Raw genomic sequence first — 19,982 nt, 5'->3', positions numbered from 1 at the left:
CAGGGTAGGGAACCTGACAACAAAGCGGCGGAATGTAGCAGCAGATCCCCGGTTACCCAAACCGGGGATCCCAAGTTACAAAATATGCATGCCCCCAACACCTCTGGAAATCGGTCCGGCCGGGAATCGAGTCGCCCGTGCCATCGAGCGAGCCCGCACCGCCCGCGGTGTCGCCCAGCGCCAGCTGGCAGCCCGTGCCACCGCGCTGGGCCACCCCATGACCGTCACGACGATTTCCCGCATCGAGCGCCGACGCCGCCGCTGCGACGTCGACGACCTCGTCGCGATCGCCGCCGCCCTCGGCGTCTCCCCGCTCGTGCTGCTCCAGCCCGCCGCGTAGCCGCACGAGCCCGGCCTGCGGCGTGCCAGTGTCGCCGCCGGCCACTCCGCGCAGGCCATCTGCCCACTCCAGAACCGCGGCCGAACCCTCGACCTGCTCCGCCGTACCTGATGAGGATCCTTCTTGCGTCAATCGCCCATGGCCGCAGCCTGCTCCGACTCCTCCACCCTGCCCCGACTGTTCCGCCCCGAGGAGATAGCCGATGCCCTCGGCTGTTCCGCCTGGTGGGTCAAGGACCGGGCCAGCCGGGGACGCATCCCGTTCACCCGGGTCGGACGTTCGTACCGCTTTACCGCTGAACACCTCGCGGAGATCATCCGCCTGCACGAAGTACGGCCGACGATCGCACCCGAACCAGTCGCGCCCTCCGTCCGTACGGTGCCGTCGCGCGCGGCAACCCCATCCGCCCGCCTCCGCGCCCGTCGGCCCCGCCGCACACGCCAGGACGACTTCGACACCACCGCGTAGCTGACGAGCAACCAAGAGGGGAGGAAGCAGTGGGCTTCGCGGAGAAGCGCAGCAACTACTGGCGCGGTCGCTACAAGACGGCGCCGGGGAAACACAACACGGTCGTCGACTCGACCGGAGCGACCATCAAGTTCGCCACCAAGCGAGAGGCCAAGCGGGCCGCCGACGAGGCGGAGATCGGCTTCCGGCGCGGCGACGTACGTGACCCGTCACTGGGCCAGGAGACGTTCGGCGAGTACGCGAGCCGCTGGTACGAGGCCCAGGACCTGGCCGCGTCCACCATGCAGAACTACCGCCGCCACATCGAGGAGCACCTGCTCCCCGACTTCGAGGACAAGGCCCTCGCCGGCATCCTCCGCGCCGACGTCGCACTGTGGGAGAAGAAGGAACGCGCCTCCTACGCCGCCTCCAGTGTCAAGACCTGGCGGGCCACGCTCCACCTCATCCTCGCCGACGCCGTGGACGAGGGACTCATCGATGCGAACCCTGCCGCCAAGCGCCGAGGGAGGGGCAAGCGGGCCGGCCGCTCCGCCGACCGCGGTCCGGAGAAGGTCGTCACGGACGCGCTCGGCGCCCTCCTGATCGCCGAGCGCGCTGCCCTGCTGTCCGGCCGGGACGACGAGTTCGTCGCGGTGATCCTCAAGGCGTACACCGGCATGCGCTGGGGCGAAATCGTCGGTCTGGAGACCGAGTTCGCCCGCCGGGGCTCGGTGCGTGTGGAGTGGCAGCTGTACGAGCTCGACTCGGGGGTGATGGTCCGCTGCCCGCCCAAGGACGACAGCTACCGCACCATCGACGCCCCCGACTGGCTCTCGGCCCTCGTGGCCGACCACGTCGCGCGTACCAAGCCCAAGCCGTGCCCGTGCCATGGCAGGACGTACGTCTTCCAAGGCCAGGGCACCGCTCGCACCGGAGGCCACCAGGGCGCGAAGCTGGTCGATGTAGCCCGGCGGGCCGGCGTCTCCACGGGCACAGTGTCCAACGTCCTGAACCACCCCGACCGCGTGCGCGAGGACACCCGTACTCGCGTCGAACTCGCCATCACCGAGCTGGGCTTCGTACGAGGCGGCGCACCCTCGGAACACGCCGCCCACTGGCGCCGGAACGGCTTTGCCACCTGGCTCTTCCACCCGGCGACGACGGGCTGGTACCCGAAGAAGGCGCCGCAGGAGCCCCGTCCCGTTCCGCTCCTTGGTGACCCGTTCCCGGGCATACCGGTCCGGGGCCGCAACGCCCAGGGTCGCGCCGATGCCTGCTGGACGGCCATCGCCAGGGGCCTCACGCCGCACGGCCTGCGCCATTCCCACCGCACGCTCATGGAGGACCTCGGCACGGAGAAGGTCCTCATGGACGAGCGCATGGGTCACATCGACGGCTCGGTCTCCGCCCGCTACGCCCACGTGACAGCGGGCATGCGCAAGCGCCTCATGCTCGGCGTCACCGAGCAGTGGGAGACAGCCCTGGACGCCCGCCGAGGGATGGCCCCCGGGTCCCCCGTACGCATACTCGATGCACTTCTGCGGGTGCGTAAGGCTGTCGGGTAGCTGGCCGGAGGAGGTCCGGCGCCCTGCCTGGTGGGCGCGGTGCCTAGCGAGGCCGATTCTTGGGCGGGACGGGCCCGGGAATGACGTCGAGTCCCAGGTGTTCCTTGAACAGGTGCACCAGGTTGGCGCCGTCGAGGAGTTCCAGTCGTCCGTGGTCGTTGGCGAATGCCTCGCTGGCCTGGCCGAACCAGGACGTGGTCACCAAGATGCCTTTGGCCGCCCGCTTGTGCTCGACCACTCCCGCGAGAGCGGACACCGTCTCGAACGGAACGACGTTCTTGGTGCGCTTGGCCTGGATGATGCACAACCCCCTCATGACGGGATCGGTGTTCATGGCGATCGCGTCCACGCCCTCGTCCTTCGAAGGCTGGGTGTTCACGCTCTCCAGACCGATCGCCTCGAACAACTGTCGAACGAGATGCTCGAACTCTGTGGGCGTGAGGTCCATCAACACGGGTCGGCTGTCCAGCCCCGCAACTACGTCCAGGCTGTCCATGAGTCGGAACTTGCTCAGGTCGAAGGTGACCAGGGGACGGACCGGCTCCAGCTCATAGGGATTGGGCGAGATCAGTGAGCGGAGCCGCTTCAGGCAAGCCCGGGGATCCACCTGGGTCAGGACGAGCTTGCCGAACTCCTCGCGGTCCGTCTGGAGGGTGATCAGACACGGATGCACCTCCCGGCCCGTGGCACGATCGATGGTCGCCACGTGCCCGTTCAGGGCGATGGAGCGGATCACGCCCTCGGTATCGGCGGTGAACAGTTCGTGCACGGTGCGCAGGGCGGTCTGCGCGAGGACGGAGGCGTACAGTTCCTTGCGGTCCTTCTCGGGGCGCGGAACAGGTGTGAGCTCATCCCGTGTCTTCACATACCGGTACGCCCGGGCAGCCGGGACCACGTCCTCCAAGGGCAGGTCGACCTGAACGAGGAGGTCACCGGTGTCTGCCTGATACGAGACCTGGTGCGCCTTGGGAAAGCCATGAGGGTACGACGAGGCTGCGAGTACCTGATCGATGAACCACTCGACGGCTTCGACCTCCCTGTCACAGTAGGCGTTGTGGCGTTCCTCGATGGCTGCGTTCCACCCATCGATCCGGGCGGCTTCCTCCCGGTTCTGCTGGTCGTGCCGAACGCGAGCTTTTTCAAGCTTCGCCATGCGTTTCTGTTCCTCGCGGGCGTGATCCTGCAGCGCTTGGTCGAACCGCTTACGTGCCTCTTCCATGCCGGCGTCATACGCTCGACGTCCGAACCCGAGGGCGCCCAGCAGGCCTCGCGGCGCCTCCGGTTCGAAGTCCGACCACCGAGGCTCGCGTGTGGGTTTGGTGCGTCCGGTGGGGGCGAAGGCGGATGGGACGAATTCCTGAGTGAGTGCGTCGAAGGTCAGCGGTCGACCGTCCAGGACCGCCGCACGCAGCAACGTCGCCAACTGCTCGGCGTCGTGCTCGGCCACACTGGTCCGGTCGACGGCTTCCTGAGCGCGGGCCGCCTCGTACGCGAGCTTCTCCTCGCGGGCCTTCCGCTTGGCCTCCAGCTCGGCGGCCTTCCGGGCCCGCTCATGCTCTTTGGCTTGGCGTGCGAGCTCTCGGGCGTATGGGTCGTTCCCATGTGCTCCAGTGCGGCTGGCCACCGCTACCCCCCAGGTCAGTGCGTATGTATCTGCTTGAAATTCCCCACCGTATACCGCACCTAATCTGCCGTATCGATCACCCATAGATCGCCAGAACGGCGGTAGTTCCTCGGAAGACCGGCGGTGTCCTTGAGCGACCTGGCTCAATGACTGCATGGAGATCGGGGAGTGCTGGGCCTATCGGGCCAAGCCGAAGGAACTAGGCGGCGCCCTGCGCCAGGTGGAGATCGTCCGGGTGGGCGCCTCCGGTAGGTCAGGCATCCACGTGCGGTTCCTGGACGGCGATGAGGTCGGACTGCAGGAGTGGGTCAGCGCAGGCTGTCTGCTCGCGCTCTGGGCTGACGTCGACGCCTTCCGCGCGGATGACACGGCAGAGCTCGGCTTGGCTGAGGCGTCGAGGGAGGTACGGGGCAGCGCCGAGTTCGAGGCGGCGCGGATGATCCTGGGCTTCGTCCGTCCCAAGGGGCGGCTGCGGCTGCGTAAGGCGGTGGCCGACGCGGGCGTGCTGGAGCTCGGCCCCATCGACGAGACGGCGCCGCTGGTTGGCATGGAGTCGGCCGATCTGCGGGGCGACGCCATGGTCCACGAGGACCGCAACGGCTTCTGCCTGGTCGGCTGGCCGGTCGCCGAGCGCATCGCGCGGCAGGTGGCCCAGCGGTTGGCCGAGGAGATCCTGCCGGAGGTGGACCGCCGTCAGCAGGCCGTGGACGAAGAGCGCGCCCGGCCCTCCTGGCACTCGTACCACCGCCGGGACGACCGCAAGCTGGACGCGGAGGCGGCCGCCCTGCGTACGGTCCGGGAGTGGTGCGGGGAGGAGAAGGCCGAGCGCTACGACGAGCTCGTGGCGCTACGCGCCGAGGTGCTGCGTCTCGGCGAACTGGTCGAGCAGGCCGTGAAGGCGCTCCGGGATCGTGGGCACGGCGTCATCGCCTCCACCATTGAGCGCGGCCTTGGGGTCCATATCTCCAGCCTTGGTCCCGACGTACGTCGCTGAAGCCGTCACGCCACCGTTCGGGCTCCGGCTTGGGCGGTGTGGGCTCCACCGGTGGCTTCACCTTCTCCGGGCGGTGTGGGTGCCAGCCGTCGAGGAACGGCCGCAACTCGTCCCCCGTCGGCTCGGCGTGGAAGTTGCGGACACCGAGACCCTTCCCGTTCAGGGTGGGGTCCAAGCGGTCGGCCTCCGTCCTGCCCCACACTGACCATTCCCGGAGCCGCTCGGCCTCGAAGGGGTCCTGCGTCTGGGCGCCGGCCTCGTCCAGCGCGTTGCAGAAGGTCCGGATCTCTCCTGCGGCTCGCCATTGTTCCAGCGCCGTGCCGAAATGCTCGGCCCGAGCCGCGTCCACCGCCTTGATCGAAGCCACGCCGACCGCGGCCTCCCACTCCCGCTGGGCGTGCTCCCGCCGCTCGGCCTCCAGTCGGCGGTTCTCGGCTGCCTGCCGTTCCCGCTCGTCCTGCTGCCGCCGCTGTTCGGCCTCCCGCTCCAGCCGGGCCCGTTCCTGCTCATCGGCCCGGGTCCTGAGCGCCCGGAGTACCGAACCGATCTGGTTCTCAAGCGGCTTCTTCTCGGTGTCGGCCCACTCCTTCTTCCAGCCGTACTGGTAGCCCTGTTGCTGGGCGAGGACCATCTCCAGTTCCCCGGACGGCTCGAACCGCTGCGCCGGGACGACCCGCTGCCAGTCGTACGTGCGGCGGCCCGCCGGCTTGGGCACGTACCGGACCTGCTTCTGCCGTTCCTTGAAGGTGATCTCGTACGTACGGCCATGGATCGTGAGCAGTGGCCGCGGCTGCCTGCGCTTCTTGGACACGACGATCTCCCCGTGGAGGGGGAGGGCCTGCTCGGAGATGAGGCGGAGCAGGGACAGCACGCGGGGCATGACTCCGTCGGAGACCTCGAAGGCGCTGTGATCCGCGGTCACGGCGGCGAGGACATCGTCCACGTCGGTGATCACACGACTGCGCGCCAGGCGGATCCGGTTCCATTCCGTGTCGTCCTCGCCGGTCACCCGGAGCAGCCCCAGGAAGAAGTCCCCCTTGGTCCGACCGCTGTACTTCAGGTGGTACCCGGCCGGCGCACACTGGCGAGCCGCGTCGAATGCCCTTCGGTAGCGGGCCCGCGCGGCCTCGTCCGGGTTGGGGACTCGGAGGAAGCGGCCGGCCTGCTGCACCTCGGTGATCAGAGCCCGTCCGATATCGGCCGGAGAGGGCCGTGGTGCTCTGGCGGCGCGCTGTACCGGGAGCTTCTGCTCCACAGCGGACTTCTCCTCGACGCGGTCGGACTCAGCCTTCTTGGGTCCGGGCGTCGTCACCGGGCGGGTCTTCCGTGGTGCCGGCTCAGGCCGGTCGGGGTGATGGCCGTGCTGGAGGTAGAAGCGCCCGACCTCCGTGATCTCTGCCCGCCACCTCCCGCCCTCCTTGGGCATGGCGATGTGCCCCCGCTCCTTCAGGGCTCGGGCGGTGAGGGCGATTTCGGGGGTGTCCGACGTGACAGGTTCGGCGCCCTTGCTGATCCGGGTCAGGAGGGCGAGCTGGCGATCGTTGAGGGCTGACCAACGGTGCATGTGATCGTCGTACCGTCGCCGCTCCCGTGGGCACAAGCTCTGCGGTGGGCTTTGTGGATCTGGTTCTCGGTCGTCCTGATGTCCCGAACGGCGTAGTCAGCCCATCGAACTCGTTGATCACTCTTAGTAGTGGATATCGGTGTACCGGCGAGCCCATGACTCCCCGGGAGGAGTTCCGTACGTAACAAGGACACTCCGTAGGAAGGCACCGGATATGGCCGGCCACCTCGCACTCCGCGTCACGACAGCCGTCGCCGCAGCAGTCACGCTCGCGCTCTTACCACCGGCCCAGGCACACGCGGGTGCCATCGGGTCCACCCCTGTGGCCTCCTTCGACTATCAGGTCGGGGGTGTCACCATGAGCGTTCCCACGGGCTGCATGTTCACCCACATCATCCGTGGCGAAGGCAAGAAGATCACCTACCAGAATGCCGGGGTCGACTGCGGATTCGTCGGCGCCCTCAATGCGGGCTTCTGTAACTGGCGCATCGACTTCACGTACGCCGACACCGAGAACAAGACGTACAAGACCTCGCGCGGTAAGACCCACACCGAGTGCGAGATCCATCCCATGCGGGACAACGCGCCCCAGACCCTGCCCCGTTACGGCCGGGCGTGCGCGCACATCCACGTCAATGGTGTCCGCCGGGTCAGCCAGTGCCACCACATCACGAAGTGAGCCGCACGTGACGCCTCAGCCCCCCACCGAAGCCCCCGCCTGGGAAGCCAAGCGCCGCCGAGCCGGCGGCGTCGCCTTCCTCGTCGGAACCGTCGCGGCCCTCGGCTTCTTCGCGTTCTTCCCCGGGCTCCCCCATGTCATCGACTGGGGCGCGATTCTCGTATCCCTGGCCGTCGGCGCACTCGCCCGGTGGTCGTGCCGAGCTTGGATGGCAAAGAGCCGGCCGCCCTCCGCGTAGCGACTCACGGTCGCTGCCTGACGGTCCTCGCGGGAGCCGGATTCCGAGATCGGCTCCCCGATGGCTCCCAAGACAGGCCCGTAAACCACTCAAGGGCCTGACCCGCGATGCGGATCAAGCCCTTGACCTGGTCTTACGAAGTCGGGGTGGCGGGATTTGAACCCACGACCTCTTCGTCCCGAACGAAGCGCGCTGCCAAGCTGCGCTACACCCCGATGTCCACCCTTGCAGCGCTTGCTGCCCTGGCGACATCGATTACTTTAGCGGACCCTCGGCCGGAGACGAAATCCGGTTTTCGCGCGGCGGGCGGTAGCGGTCCGCCGCGACCAGGGCGAGGCCGAGGGCGTAGAAGGCGATGCCCAGGACCACCGCGTTCAGCGCGACCCGGGCGTAGCCGTACTGGGCGGCGTCGATGAAGGGGTACGTGTACCGCGTCGGGACGTCGGGGGAGAGGAGGGCGCCGCGGATCAGTGCGAAGACCACGTAGAGCAGGGGGTACGCCAGCCACTGCGCGGCGTAGCGCGGGCGCAGGGTGCGGGGGGCGGTCAGGAAGAGGAAGTCCAGGACGGCGCCGACGGGGGTGACCGTGTGGAGGAGCTGGTTGGAGACGGACTTCGCGCCGGACAGCTTGTCCAGGTCCTCGAGCACGTTGAAGGGGCTCGACGGGTTGGCCAGGACCAGGTGGAAGACCAGCCCGGTGGTCAGGATGAAGAGGAGGACGCCGCCCCGCAGGAAGGGGGACACGTCCGGCTCGCGCCGGTAGACGCGGAAGGCGGAGAGTCCGAAGAAGACCGCGACCAGGATGTTCGTCCAGATCGTGAAGAAGCTCAGGACGACGGGCACGCTGCCGTACACGCACTCGATGACCAGGCCGGTGACGGCCGCGGCCGAGATCAGCGCGCGGAAGGCGACGGTCGTGAGCAGGCGGGCGGCGGGTGTGATCATCCTGTCAACGTACCCGGCCCGCCCGCCCGCGTTAGCCCTTCGGGGTCAGTGTCAGCAGTGTCGCCTCGGGCGGGCACGCGAAGCGCACCGGGGTGAAGCGGTTGGTCCCGCAGCCCGCCGAGACGTGGAGGTACGCGCGCTGCCCCTCCGCCTCGTGCGTCGAGAGGCCCTTCACCCGCTTCGCGTCCAGGTCGCAGTTGGTGACGAGCGCCCCGTAGAAGGGGATGCACAGCTGCCCGCCGTGCGTGTGGCCGGCCAGGATCAGCGGGTACCGGTCGGCGGTGAAGGCTTCGAGGACGCGCAGGTACGGGGCGTGGACGACCGCCATCGAGAAGTCCGCGTCCGCCTCCGGCCCGCCCGCGACCTTCGCGTACCGGTCGCGCTTGATGTGCGGGTCGTCCAGGCCGGTGAAGGCCAGCTCCAGCCCGTCGAGCTTGAGCCGGGCCCGGGTGTTGGTGAGGTTCTGCCAGCCGGCCGCGTCGAAGGCGTCCCGCAATCCCTCCCACGGGTTGTGGACGGCCCCGACGACCGGTGCGTTGCCGTTCAGCCCGTGCCGGCCCTGGGTCTTCTCGATCAGGTAGCGCCCGGGATTGCGCATCCGGGGGCCGTAGTAGTCGTTCGACCCGAAGACGTACACGCCGGGGAACTCCATCAGCGGGCCGAGCGCGTCGAGCACCTCCGGCACGCCCTCCGTGTCGGAGAGGTTGTCGCCCGTGTTCACCACGAAGTCGGGGCGCAGTCCGGCGAGCGACTGGAGCCAGGCGCGCTTCTTGCGCTGCCCGTTGACCATGTGGATGTCCGAGACCTGCAGGACGCGCAACGGGCGCATCCCCTGCGGGAGCACGGGGACCGTGACCCGGCGCAGGCGGAAGGACCGCGCTTCGAAACCGGCGGCATAGGCCAGACCGGCGGCCCCCGCCGCGGCGATACCGGCGGTGACCTTCAGGGGTACTCCGTAACGCGCACGCATGCCCTCATGTTCGCAGACCCGGCAAGCCCGCCGGGAAACCGGCGGGCGCCGGAGCCCCCGTACCTGGCAGACTCGGGGCATGACCACGCTCAAGGCCAAGCTCCAGGAAGACCTCACCACCGCCATCCGCGCGCGCAACGAGCTCGCCTCGTCCACGCTGCGCCTGACCCTCTCCGCCATCACCAACCAGGAAGTCGCGGGCAAGGAAGCCCGGGTGCTCTCCGACGAGGAAGTCCTCAAGGTGATCGCGAAGGAGGCGAAGAAGCGCCGCGAGGCCGCGGACGCCTTCGCGCAGGGTGGCCGTCCCGAGCAGGCCGCGCGGGAGACCGCCGAGGGCGAGTTCCTCGACACCTACCTGCCCAAGCAGCTCGGCGAGGCCGAGCTCGACGCGATCGTGGCGCAGGCCGTCGAGGAGGCCAAGGCGGCGGGCGCCGAGGGGCCGCGGGCCATGGGCGCCGTGATGAAGATCGTGAACCCGAAGGTCGCGGGTCTGGCGGAGGGCGGCCGCGTCGCCGCCGCCGTCAAGAAGCACCTGGCCTAGTACCACCTGGCCCAGTACGCGTTCCCCCGTCGGGGAAACAGGGAGGGCCCCCACCGATCCGGATGCGGATCTGGTGGGGGCCCTCCTTCGTTCTTCCCTGCGGGTCCTAGTCGCGGCCGCCGATGATGCCCGGCGGGAACGTGATTCCGCCGAGCGGGTCGGTGCCGCCCGTGCCGCCGTCGGTCCCGCCGGTGGTTCCGCCGGTGGCTCCGGCGGCGGTGCCGGGCCGCCCGTCACCGGGCTTGCCGTCGCGGCCCGGCTTGCCGGGCTTGGTGGGCTTGCCGGTAGTGGGCTTGCCGCCGGGGGCCGGGCTCGGAGTGTCGGGGATGTTCACCGTGGTGAAGCCCGGGGCCTCGCGGCCGGAGAGCGCGCCGGAGACCGCCTGCTTCCAGATCGGGCCGGGCAGGCCGCCACCGAAGACCTTGTCGTAGTACTGGCCGCCGATGGTGATGTTCTCCATGGACACCTGCTTGGCGCCGCCGGAGCCGACCCAGGTCGCGCCGGACATGTTCGGCGTGTAGCCGACGAACCAGGCGTTGTAACGGCTGTCGGTGGTACCCGTCTTGCCCGCGCTCTGCCGGTCCGTCAGACCCGACCGCTGGCCCGTACCGGAGTCGACCACGCCGAGCAGGAGCGTGTTGATCGTGTCGGCGGTCGTCTCCGTCATCGCGCGTCCGCACTTGGTCTTCGGGACGGTCAGCGCCTTGCCGTGCGCGTCGGTGATCGACTCGATGGTGACCGGGGTGCAGTACACGCCGCGGTTGGCGAACGTGGCGTAGGCGTTGGCCATGGTCAGCGGGGACATGCCCTCACTGCCCAGCGCGATGGCCGGGACCTCGGGGAGCTTGGCGCCGTTGGCCGGGATCACACCGAGCTTGGTGGTCATCTCGGTGACGGGGCACATGCCGATCTCGGAGATCATCTCCACGAAGTAGGTGTTGACCGACTTGGCCATCGCCTCCTTCATCCCGTACGGGCCGACCTCGGACTCGGTCTCGTTCTCCACCCGCGCGGGCGGGTTGCCGGTGTTGACCCAGGGCTTGTCGCCGCAGGTCCGCACCGGGCTCGGGTAGTCCATGTCGTACGGGGACTGGTACATCTTCGTCGGCGGCAGTCCGCCCTCGATGGCCGCCGCCGCGACGAACGCCTTGAAGGTGGAGCCGGTCGGGAAGCCGAAGTTCGAGCCGCCCATCCTCTTGTCCACCGAGAAGTTGATCTGGGTCTCGTCCTTGCCGAAGCCGTACGGCTTGGACTGCCCCATGGCGAGGACCCGCCCGGTGCCGGGCTGGACGAGGGTGACGGCCGTCGCGACCTTGTCGTCCTGGTCCACGTGGTCCTTGATGGACTCGTTGACGGAGTCCTGCGACTGCGGGTCCAGGGTCGTACGGACCGTCAGGCCGCCCTGGTTCCAGACCTTCGCCCGCTCCTCGCGGGTCTTTCCGAAGGCGGTGTCGTCGAGGAAGGTGTTGCGCACGAAGTCGCAGAAGAAGCCCGCGCCCTTGACGGCGGTGATGCAGCCGTTCTTCGGCTTGGTCACCTTCAGCGTGACCGGCTTCGCCTTCGCGGCGTCCGCCTCGGCCTGGGAGATGTCCTTCACGTCCGCCATGCGCTGGAGGACGATGTTGCGGCGCTTCATCGCCTCCTGCGAGTCGTTCAGCGGGTCGTAACGGCTCGGCGACTGGACCACGCCCGCCAGCAGCGCCGACTCTTCCAGGGTCAGGTCCTTGGCGGGCTTGCTGAAGTAGCGGTGGGCGGCGGATTCGATTCCGTACGCCTGCTGCCCGAAGTACGTGATGTTGAGGTAGTTCTCGAGGATCTTCTGCTTCCCGAGCTCCTCCTCGACCTGGATCGAGTACTTCAGCTCGCGGATCTTGCGCCCGAGGCTCTTCTCCTGGGCCTCGCGCACCTTCGTCTCGTCGTCGCCGGCTTCCTCGACGAAGACGTTCTTCACGTACTGCTGCGTCAGCGTCGACGCGCCCTGCGCCGCGCCGCCCTCCTGGGCATTGCGGTTGACCGCACGCAGGATGCCCTTGAGGTCGATCGCGCCGTGCTCGTAGAAACGGGAGTCCTCGATCGCGACGATGGCCTTCTGCATGTACGGGGAGATGGCCGTGATCGGGACCACCTGCCGGTCACGCGAATAGACCGTGGCGATCAGGCCACCCTCCGAGTCCAGAATCGTGGTGCGCTGGCTCAGCGGCGGTGTCTTGAGATTGGCCGGGATCTCATCGAACCCCTCGACCGTGCCCTTGGCCGCGAGCCCCAGGGCGCCTGCGCCCGGGATCGCGATGCCGGCGAGTACAACCCCGGAGAGAACGGACACACCGAGGAACTTGGCGGCCTGCTGTGGCCCCGTGAGCCCGCCGCCCGAGCGCTTCTTTCCCATAGAGGGCAGCCTACGTTCTCATTCGCCGGACACGCGCGAATGCCTTGGCCTAAGCTGTCCTCAACTGTCACAGCAGTGCGGTGGGACATCAACCCCTCGGCTTGTTTTTCACCCTTCCCGAATGGGGTGGACGCATGTCCGAATCTCGCCTCCTGTGATCAGCATGCCCCGTCGATTTCGCCCAAATCGCCGGAATGGCCGGGCATGTCGCAGGATCACTCCGTCGGGTGATCTGCCGCTTACCCATAGTCCGTTCGGACCATTCAAGATTGGGCCCGTCGGGGGTGTTGCACTGTGCCCACCTTCCGTAACGTCCTCAACTGGTAGCGGTGAATATGCCGCTACCGCCGTGGGGGAGCCTCGATTCGGGAGAGGACGGCGCCGGGATGGGCTGGGTTACCGACTGGAGTGCGCAGGCAGCCTGCCGCACTACCGATCCGGATGAACTGTTCGTTCAAGGAGCGGCACAGAACAGGGCCAAGGCGGTGTGCACCGGATGTCCGGTGCGGACCGAGTGCCTGGCCGACGCGCTCGACAATCGTGTCGAGTTCGGAGTGTGGGGCGGAATGACCGAGCGGGAACGACGTGCGCTGTTGCGCCGGCGTCCCACCGTCACCTCGTGGCGGCGACTGCTCGAAACCGCCCGCACGGAGTACGAGCGCAGTACGGGCATCCTCACCATGGATGCCGATGGGGAGATCGACGTTCCGTACGAGACGTACGCGGCAGCCGGGTAGACCACCTGGGCACCACGTCGTAGGAACGCCTACGCTCCGGCCGGAACCCCGGCCGCGAGTCGCTCTCCGATGGCCCGCAGCCCGGCGAGGTCGTGTACGTCGCCGGGCAGGGCGGCCACTTCGGCCACCGCCACCTCGGGGTGCAGCGAGGTGAAGCGGTCACGCGTGCGCTGTTCGCGCGCGATGACCTGCATGCGCTCCGCGTGCAGGTGGAGCAGTCCTGCCGTGATCACGTCCACGTCGGCGTCGGCGCCGGTCTCTCGCTCGGTGCGGGTGTCGGAGTCGGGGTCGAAGGTGGGGTCCGTGTCGGAGTCGGAGCCGGTGTCCGTGGAGTCACGAAGTCCAGCTTTCCCGGACTCCTGATCCACAATGCCGCCTTCTTCAAGATTCTCCGCGGCGGCCAACGCCCGCTCCGCCGACAGCTGTTCGGCGCCGCTGCCGTGCACCCGGTTCAGTACGAGCCCGGCCAGCGGCATCCGCTCCGCGGCCAGCCGCTCCACGAAGTACGCGGCCTCGCGCAGCGCGTCCGGTTCGGGCGCGGAGACCACGAGGAACGCCGTGCCGGGAGCCTGGAGGAGCTGGAAGGTCGCGTCCGCGCGGGTGCGGAATCCGCCGAACATCGTGTCCATGGCGGCCACGAAGGTCTGTACGTCCTTCAGCAGCGAGGCACCCATCAGCTTGCTCAGCGTGCCCGTCATCATCGACATGCCGACATTGAGGAACTTCATCCCCGCCCGGCCGCCCACCTTCGCCGGAGCCATCAGCACCCTGATGAACTTCCCGTCCAGGAAGGACCCCAGGCGCCCCGGCGCGTCCAGGAAGTCCAGCGCGGAGCGGCTCGGCGGGGTGTCCACCACGATCAGGTCCCAGTCGTCCCGGGCCCGGAGCTGCCCCAGCTTCTCCATCGCCATGTACTCCTGCGTGCCCGCGAAGCCGGCCGACAGGGACTGGTAGAAGGGGTTGGCGAGGATGGCCTGCGCCCGCTCGGGGTCGGAGTGGCCCTCGACGATCTCGTCGAAGGTCCGCTTCATGTCGAGCATCATGGCGTGCAGTTCGCCGCCGTTCCCGTTCTCGGACACCCCGGAGACCCGGCGCGGGGTGTTGTCGAGCGAGTCGATCCCCATCGACTGGGCCAGCCTGCGCGCCGGGTCGATGGTCAGGACGACCACCTTGCGCCCGCGCTCCGCCGCCCGTACCCCGAGCGCCGCGGCGGTCGTGGTCTTGCCGACCCCGCCCGCCCCGCAGCACACGATGATCCGGGTCTGCGGATCGTCCAGCAGCCGGTCGACGTCCAGCCGCGGGGGAGCGTCCATCGTCGCCTCCATCGTCCCGGCCTCGCTCATTCCTCGCCCACCTGCTTCCGCAGCTCCGCGGCGAGCCCGTAGAGCCCGGCCAGGTCCATCCCCGCGCCGAGCATGGGGAGTTCGTACGTCGGTACGCGCAGGCCCGCCAGTACGGTGCGCTGGGCGCGCTCCAGCTCCACCCGGCTCGCGTGCTCCGAGGCCTGCGCGAGCAGCGGGTCCACCAGCCGTTCGGCCGGTCCGCCGCGCCGGGCGCTGCCGAGGCCGGCCCGGGACAGCGCCCTGGAGACGTCGGAGCGCCGCTCGCCGGCGGCGGAGAGCAGGGCGTCCTCGTCGAGGTGGTGGGGCCGGACCATGTTGACGATGACCCGCCCCACCGGCAGGCCCGCCTGCCGGAGTTCGGCGATCCCGTCGGCGGTCTCCTGCACGGGCATCTCCTCCAGCAGGGTGACCAGGTGCACGGCCGTCTCGGGGGACTTGAGCACCTTCATGACGGCCTGTGCCTGGTTGTGGATCGGCCCGAACCGGGCCAGACCCGCCACCTCGTCGTTGACGTTCAGGAAGCGGGTGATCCGCCCGGTCGGCGGAGCGTCCATGACCACGTGGTCGTAGACGAACCGGCCGGCCTTGTCCTTGCGCCGCACCGCCTCGCACGCCTTGCCCGTCAGGAGCACGTCCCGCAGCCCCGGCGCGATGGTCGTCGCGAAGTCGATGGCGCCGAGCTTCTTGAGGGCGCGTCCGGCCGAGCCGAGCTTGTAGAACATCTGGAGGTAGTCGAGGAGCGCCCGCTCCGCGTCGATGGCGAGCGCGTAGACCTCACCGCCGCCCGAGGCGACGGCGATCTTCCGGTCCTCGTAGGGGAGCGCCTCCGCCCCGAAGACCTGGGCGAGGCCCTGCCTGCCCTCGACCTCCACCAGAAGAGTCCGCCTGCCCTCGCGTGCGAGGGCGAGCGCGAGTGCCGCGGCGACCGTGGTCTTGCCGGTGCCGCCCTTGCCGCTGACCACCTGGAGCCTGCTCACAGGGCCCGAGCCTAATTCCTCCCGGGCGGCGGCGGTGGTGGCGGGGCCCCGCACGGCAGGCACTACGCTCGCTCCCATGACCAAGAAGTTCGAATACGCGACCGTCCCGCTGCTGGTCCACGCCACCAAGCAGATCCTGGACACCTGGGGCGAGGACGGCTGGGAGCTCGTCCAGGTCGTTCCCGGCCCGAACAACCCCGAGCAGCTCGTGGCCTACCTGAAGCGGGAGAAGGCGGCATGAGCGGAGTCGTCGAGGCGAAGCTGGCCGAACTCGGCCTGACCCTCCCCGAGGTCGTCCCGCCGCTGGCCACGTACCAGCCGGCCGTCCGGTCGGGTGCCTACGTGTACACCGCGGGCCAGCTCCCGATGGTCAAGGGCAACCTGCCGGTCACCGGCAAGGTGGGCGCCGAGGTCTCGGCGGAGCAGGCCAAGGAACTGGCCGCGACCTGCGCGCTGAACGCGCTGGCCGCGGTGAAGTCCGTCGTCGGCGACCTCGACAAGATCGCGCGCGTCGTGAAGGTGGTGGGCTTCATCGCCTCCGCCCCCGACTTCACGGCCCAGCCGGGCGTGTTGAACGGCGCGAGCGAGCTGCTGGGCGCGGTCCTCGGCGACAAGGGCGTCCACGCCCGCAGCGCGGTCGGCGTGGCGGTCCTCCCGCTGGACGCACCGGTCGAGATCGAGATCCAGGTCGAGCTGGTCCCGGGAGCCTGACCCCGGCGTCCGCCCCCGGCGGGGCTGAAACGTCTGCCCGGAGGGGCTGAAGCTGTCCTACGGGCAGCTTCAGCCCCTCCGGCGTCTTTCCAGCCGTCCAGCGTCTTTTCAGCCGTCCGGCGTTTGAGGACCGGGGTCTGGGGCGGAGCCCCAGGGGGTCCGGGCGCAGCCCGGGGAACGGGCGAAGGGCGGGTAGGGGACTTCGCCCCGCGCAGCGGCGAGGGTCGACTCCGGCCCGCGCAGCGGTGGGGGTCGCAGCGGGGACTCCGGCCCGCGCAGAGGCACATCCGCAGCCGGGCAGCGCCCCGCGCAGCGGGGTCTGCGAGGGCACCCCTCGAACATCGGCCCGGATGCCCGTAGCATCCCGCCATGCCGAATGGTCAGTACGGTCAGCAAGAGACCTCCGCCGGAGGTCAGTGGTACCCGCCGGAGTGGCCCGACCGGATCCGCGCGCTCGCGGACGGCGCCCTCACCCCGGTGGAACCGAGGCGAGCGGCCACCGTGATGCTGCTGCGCGACACCCCCGACGGCCCCGCCGTGCACATGCTGCGCCGCCGGGCCGAGATGGCCTTCGCCGGAGGCGCGTACGCGTACCCCGGCGGCGGCGTGGACCCCCGCGACGAGGACCACCTCATCGGCTGGGCCGGCCCGAGCCGTGCCGAGTGGGCCGAGCGGATGGGCACCGACCCCGCCACCGCCCAGGCGATCGTCTGCGGAGCCGTCCGCGAGACCTTCGAGGAGGCCGGGGTGCTGCTCGCGGGCGAGTCCGCGGACACCGTCGTCGGGGACACCACCGGCGAGGAGTGGGAAGCCGCCCGCGCGGCCCTGGTCGCCCGTGAGCTGTCCTTCGCCGAGTTCCTGGACCGCCGGGGCCTGGTGCTGCGCTCCGACCTGCTCGGCGCGTGGGCCCGCTGGATCACCCCGGAGTTCGAGCCGCGCCGGTACGACACCTGGTTCTTCGTCGCGGCCCTCCCCGAAGGGCAGCGCACCCGCAACGCCTCCACCGAGGCCGACCGCACGGTCTGGATCCGCCCCGCCGACGCCGCCGCCGGCTACGACAAGGGCGAGCTGCTGATGATGCCGCCCACCATCACCACCCTGCGCTCCCTGGAGCCGTACGGGAGCCCCGCCGAGGCCCTCGCCGCGGCCGGCGCCCAGGACCTGACCCCGGTCCTCGCCCAGGCCACCCTGACGGACGGGGAGCTCGTGCTCAGCTGGCCGGGCCACGACGAGTTCACCAAGCGCGTCCGCCTCGCGGACCGGGGCCCCGCGAGCCCCGGCCCCGCGAGCCCCGGCCCCGAGCGCCCCGGAGGAGCCCCCGCATGACCGATGCCGCCGCCCTGCCCGGCCAGCCCCGCGGAGTGGTCGCCTCCGGACCCGCCACCGCCCGCGCGGTGAACGTCCTGGCTCCGAACGCCTCCCCGATGACCCTCGACGGCACCAACACCTGGCTCGTCTCCGAGCCCGGCTCCGACCTGGCCGTGGTGATCGACCCCGGCCCGCTGGACGACGTACACCTGCGCGCGGTCATCGCCGCCGCCGAGGAGGCGGGCAAGCGGGTCGGGCTCACCCTCCTCACCCACGGGCACCCCGACCACGCGGAGGGCGCGGCCCGCTTCGCCGAGCTGACCCGGACGAAGGTCCGCGCCCTGGACCCGGCCCTGCGCCTGGGCGACGAGGGCCTGGCCGCCGGGGACGTCATCCGCACGGGCGGCCTGGAACTGCGGGTGGTCCCGACACCCGGCCACACCGCGGACTCGCTCTGCTTCCACCTGCCGGCCGACCGCGCGGTCCTGACCGGCGACACGGTCCTGGGGCGCGGCACCACCGTCGTCGCGCACCCCGACGGGCGGCTCGGCGACTACCTGGACTCCCTGCGCCGGCTGCGCTCGCTGACGGTCGACGACGGGGTCCACACGGTGCTCCCGGGCCACGGGCCGGTCCTGGACGACGCGCAGGGCGCGGTGGAGTTCTACCTCGCCCACCGGGCCCACCGCCTCGCGCAGATCGAGACGGCCGTCGAGAACGGCCTGACCACCCCCGAGGCGGTCGTCGCCCACGTCTACGCGGACGTGGACCGGTCGCTGTGGCCGGCCGCGGAATGGTCCGTACGCGCGCAGCTGGAGTACCTGACGGAGCACGGGCTGATCCCCGGAAACCCGGAGTGAGCGGGCCGCGGGCGCGCTAGGCCGGACGGGGTTTCTTCGTCCCGTGCCGGGCCGTGTACTCGTCCGCGAGCCACGGCCCGAGGTCCTCGACGTAGGCGCGCAGCACGGCCGGGTCCGCGACCGGGTCCAGGGCGGCGGCGGCCGCGGCGCGCATCTGGTCGGCGCGCCCGGGGTAGTACTGGCCGAACACCTCCGCCGCCTCGGTGAGGTCGCTGGTCCAGCCGCCCCACCGCGGCATGACGAGGGTGAACCCGGTCCGTACGAGGTGCCGCGAGACGCCCCGGCACAGCCTGCGGTACTCCTCCGGCGCGGCCGCCGTCCGGATCCGTTCGCGCACCTTGGGCAGCAGCTCGGCCAGGTCGCCGTTGGTCTCGCGGGCGAGCAGGCCGTCCGGACGGTAGCGGGGCAGGTGCTCGGCCAGGTCCGCGCCGAGCAGCGGGGTGCACAGGCAGGCGAGGAACCAGCCCAGGTCGTAACGTTCCTGCTCGCTCAGCAGCCGGTCCTTGCCGTACAGCAGGATCCCGACGCCGTCGATCTCCGCGAACTCCTCGTCGATGCCGCGCGCCAGTGCCTCGGTGGTGTCGCGGTCCTCGTCGCGGGGCGCGCGGTGCAGGGCGATCAGCAGGTCGAGGTCGGACCGCCCGGGCCGGGCCGTCCCGCGCGGCACGGATCCGTACAGGTAGGCGCTGTGCAGCCGTCGCCCGTACGCCTCCCCGATCCGCTCCCGCACGGCGGCGACGAGCGGCCGGAAGTCGGCCTGCACCTGCCCGAGCGAGCCTTCGCGCTCGAAGTACCCGTACGCGTCGAGGCCTCTGTGCTCCATGGGTCCACTGTGCCTCCTGCGCCGCCAAAATCAGCCCCGCCGGCCGTTGAGGCGCGGGGGCGCGGGGGCGCGGGGGCGGAGCCCCCGGAACGGCGCCGCAGGGACGCGAAAAGGGGCCCCGCCCACCCGGGCAGGACCCCTCAACGGCTAAGACCAGCGTCAGCGGGACCGCTTCGCGAGCCGCTCCACGTCCAGCAGGATCACGGCGCGAGCCTCCAGACGGAGCCATCCGCGCCCCGCGAAGTCGGCCAGGGCCTTGTTCACGGTCTCGCGCGACGCGCCGACGAGCTGGGCCAGCTCCTCCTGCGTGAGGTCGTGCACGACGTGGATGCCCTCCTCCGACTGCACGCCGAATCGGCGCGACAGGTCGAGGAGCGCACGGGCCACGCGGCCCGGAACGTCGGAGAAGACCAGGTCGGACATCTGGTCGTTGGTCTTGCGCAGGCGCCGAGCGACGGCGCGCAGCAGCGCGGTCGCCACCTCGGGCCGGGCGTTCAGCCAGGGCTGGAGGTCTCCGTGACCCAGACCCAGCAGCTTGACCTCGGTCAGCGCGGTGGCGGTGGCGGTGCGCGGGCCCGGGTCGAACAGCGACAGCTCGCCGATCAGCTCTCCGGGGCCGAGGACGGCCAGCATGTTCTCGCGGCCGTCGGGGGAGGTGCGGTGGAGCTTCACCTTGCCCTCGGTGACGACGTAGAGCCGGTCACCGGGGTCGCCCTCGTGGAACAGGGCGTCACCACGTGCGAGGGTCACCTCGCCCATGGAGGCGCGGAGCTCCGCGGCCTGCTCGTCATCGAGCGCCGCGAAGAGCGGGGCACGCCGCAGTACGTCGTCCACGAGTCTCTCTCCTATGTCGACCAGCCGGGGGATCGCTCCCCCATTTTGCCGGACGGCTCAAACAGTGCGATCAATCACGTTCATCACAAGGATGCC

General features: G+C 70.1%; 21 protein-coding genes and 1 tRNA gene. 12 read left to right on the top strand and 10 right to left on the bottom strand.

Annotation, left to right across the window (positions count from 1 at the left end; genetic code table 11):
• The first annotated feature begins 88 nt into the window (after positions 1 to 88).
• The 3 genes from AC061S_RS00890 (at position 89) to AC061S_RS00880 (ending at position 2,352) form a co-directional block, all read left to right on the top strand.
• The gene (locus tag AC061S_RS00890) at positions 89 to 340 is read left to right on the top strand and encodes a helix-turn-helix domain-containing protein (protein ID WP_202200479.1); all 252 of its coding nucleotides are present in this window, start codon (positions 89 to 91) and stop codon (positions 338 to 340) included.
• 138 nt (positions 341 to 478) lie between these two features.
• On the top strand, positions 479 to 808 hold the full coding sequence (locus AC061S_RS00885; protein ID WP_478684079.1) for a helix-turn-helix domain-containing protein: 330 nt from the start codon (positions 479 to 481) through the stop codon (positions 806 to 808).
• A gap of 29 nt (positions 809 to 837) precedes the next feature.
• A complete protein-coding gene (locus tag AC061S_RS00880; RefSeq protein WP_478683838.1) occupies positions 838 to 2,352 on the top strand; it encodes a LacI family DNA-binding transcriptional regulator in 1,515 nt (504 codons plus the stop codon).
• Positions 2,353 to 2,395: 43 nt separating this feature from the next.
• On the opposite strand, the gene AC061S_RS00875 is transcribed toward AC061S_RS00880, so the two are convergent.
• Positions 2,396 to 3,976 carry a restriction endonuclease gene (locus tag AC061S_RS00875; RefSeq protein WP_478683837.1) on the bottom strand — a complete coding sequence of 527 codons (1,581 nt, stop codon included), beginning with the start codon at positions 3,974 to 3,976 and terminating at the stop codon, positions 2,396 to 2,398.
• A 154-nt stretch (positions 3,977 to 4,130) separates the two neighbouring features.
• On the opposite strand from AC061S_RS00875, the gene AC061S_RS00870 reads away from it, so the two are divergent.
• Positions 4,131 to 4,970 carry a PE-PGRS family protein gene (locus AC061S_RS00870; protein ID WP_478683836.1) on the top strand — a complete coding sequence of 280 codons (840 nt, stop codon included), beginning with the start codon at positions 4,131 to 4,133 and terminating at the stop codon, positions 4,968 to 4,970.
• On the opposite strand, the gene AC061S_RS00865 is transcribed toward AC061S_RS00870, so the two are convergent.
• Positions 4,900 to 6,534: a PE-PGRS family protein gene (locus AC061S_RS00865; protein WP_478683835.1), complete on the bottom strand. Its 1,635-nt coding sequence runs from the start codon at positions 6,532 to 6,534 to the stop codon at positions 4,900 to 4,902. The two genes, AC061S_RS00870 and AC061S_RS00865, sit on opposite strands and share 71 nt — an antisense overlap.
• 358 nt (positions 6,535 to 6,892) lie before the next feature.
• Between AC061S_RS00865 and AC061S_RS00860 the strand changes: the two genes are divergently transcribed.
• Positions 6,893 to 7,213 carry a hypothetical protein gene (locus tag AC061S_RS00860; RefSeq protein WP_243330539.1) on the top strand — a complete coding sequence of 107 codons (321 nt, stop codon included), beginning with the start codon at positions 6,893 to 6,895 and terminating at the stop codon, positions 7,211 to 7,213.
• A 7-nt stretch (positions 7,214 to 7,220) separates the two neighbouring features.
• Complete coding sequence (locus AC061S_RS00855) at positions 7,221 to 7,451, top strand: hypothetical protein (protein ID WP_243330538.1); 231 nt, start codon at positions 7,221 to 7,223, stop codon at positions 7,449 to 7,451.
• Positions 7,452 to 7,592: 141 nt separating this feature from the next.
• On the opposite strand, the gene AC061S_RS00850 is transcribed toward AC061S_RS00855, so the two are convergent.
• The 3 genes from AC061S_RS00850 to AC061S_RS00840 form a co-directional block, all read right to left on the bottom strand.
• Positions 7,593 to 7,666 (bottom strand) — tRNA-Pro (locus tag AC061S_RS00850).
• 40 nt (positions 7,667 to 7,706) lie between these two features.
• Positions 7,707 to 8,396, bottom strand: coding sequence for a Pr6Pr family membrane protein (locus AC061S_RS00845; RefSeq protein ID WP_478683834.1), 690 nt, complete (start codon positions 8,394 to 8,396; stop codon positions 7,707 to 7,709).
• 31 nt (positions 8,397 to 8,427) lie between these two features.
• Positions 8,428 to 9,366 (bottom strand): metallophosphoesterase, encoded by a 939-nt coding sequence (locus tag AC061S_RS00840; RefSeq protein WP_478683833.1) that lies wholly within the window; start codon positions 9,364 to 9,366, stop codon positions 8,428 to 8,430.
• Positions 9,367 to 9,445: 79 nt separating this feature from the next.
• On the opposite strand from AC061S_RS00840, the gene AC061S_RS00835 reads away from it, so the two are divergent.
• Complete coding sequence (locus tag AC061S_RS00835; protein ID WP_478683832.1) at positions 9,446 to 9,907, top strand: GatB/YqeY domain-containing protein; 462 nt, start codon at positions 9,446 to 9,448, stop codon at positions 9,905 to 9,907.
• A 106-nt stretch (positions 9,908 to 10,013) separates the two neighbouring features.
• Here the strand turns inward: AC061S_RS00835 and AC061S_RS00830 are convergent, their stop codons facing one another.
• Entirely contained in the window at positions 10,014 to 12,293 is a 2,280-nt protein-coding gene (locus AC061S_RS00830) for a transglycosylase domain-containing protein (RefSeq protein ID WP_478683831.1), read from the bottom strand.
• Positions 12,294 to 12,679: 386 nt separating this feature from the next.
• Here AC061S_RS00830 and AC061S_RS00825 point away from each other — a divergent pair, with 386 nt between their 5' ends.
• Positions 12,680 to 13,030, top strand: coding sequence for a WhiB family transcriptional regulator (locus AC061S_RS00825; protein WP_478683830.1), 351 nt, complete (start codon positions 12,680 to 12,682; stop codon positions 13,028 to 13,030).
• A gap of 29 nt (positions 13,031 to 13,059) precedes the next feature.
• On the opposite strand, the gene bagB is transcribed toward AC061S_RS00825, so the two are convergent.
• Entirely contained in the window at positions 13,060 to 14,373 is a 1,314-nt protein-coding gene (gene bagB, locus AC061S_RS00820) for an ATPase BagB (protein ID WP_478683829.1), read from the bottom strand.
• Positions 14,370 to 15,350 (bottom strand): ATPase BagA, encoded by a 981-nt coding sequence (bagA, locus tag AC061S_RS00815; RefSeq protein WP_478683828.1) that lies wholly within the window; start codon positions 15,348 to 15,350, stop codon positions 14,370 to 14,372. Before bagA ends, bagB begins: the two co-directional genes overlap by 4 nt.
• A gap of 76 nt (positions 15,351 to 15,426) precedes the next feature.
• Here bagA and AC061S_RS00810 point away from each other — a divergent pair, with 76 nt between their 5' ends.
• The 4 genes from AC061S_RS00810 (at position 15,427) to AC061S_RS00795 (ending at position 18,229) form a co-directional block, all read left to right on the top strand.
• Entirely contained in the window at positions 15,427 to 15,591 is a 165-nt protein-coding gene (locus AC061S_RS00810; RefSeq protein WP_112447450.1) for a Sp36 family protein, read from the top strand.
• Positions 15,588 to 16,061: a RidA family protein gene (locus AC061S_RS00805; RefSeq protein WP_243330527.1), complete on the top strand. Its 474-nt coding sequence runs from the start codon at positions 15,588 to 15,590 to the stop codon at positions 16,059 to 16,061. Before AC061S_RS00810 ends, AC061S_RS00805 begins: the two co-directional genes overlap by 4 nt.
• A 369-nt stretch (positions 16,062 to 16,430) precedes the next feature.
• Positions 16,431 to 17,387, top strand: a complete 957-nt coding sequence (locus AC061S_RS00800) for an NUDIX hydrolase (RefSeq protein WP_478683827.1) — start codon at positions 16,431 to 16,433, stop codon at positions 17,385 to 17,387.
• The gene (locus AC061S_RS00795) at positions 17,384 to 18,229 is read left to right on the top strand and encodes an MBL fold metallo-hydrolase (protein ID WP_478683826.1); all 846 of its coding nucleotides are present in this window, start codon (positions 17,384 to 17,386) and stop codon (positions 18,227 to 18,229) included. The genes AC061S_RS00800 and AC061S_RS00795 overlap by 4 nt, the downstream gene beginning before the upstream one ends.
• Before the next feature lie 16 nt (positions 18,230 to 18,245).
• Here AC061S_RS00795 and AC061S_RS00790 read toward each other — a convergent pair whose 3' ends face one another.
• Complete coding sequence (locus AC061S_RS00790) at positions 18,246 to 19,052, bottom strand: nucleotidyltransferase domain-containing protein (RefSeq protein WP_478683825.1); 807 nt, start codon at positions 19,050 to 19,052, stop codon at positions 18,246 to 18,248.
• A 159-nt stretch (positions 19,053 to 19,211) separates the two neighbouring features.
• A complete protein-coding gene (locus AC061S_RS00785; protein WP_003981529.1) occupies positions 19,212 to 19,886 on the bottom strand; it encodes a Crp/Fnr family transcriptional regulator in 675 nt (224 codons plus the stop codon).
• Between the last annotated feature and the right edge of the window lie 96 nt (positions 19,887 to 19,982).

It is taken from the genome of Streptomyces sp. CA189 (genome assembly GCF_056428985.1).
This window is presented reverse-complemented; position numbering and strand designations above follow the sequence as displayed.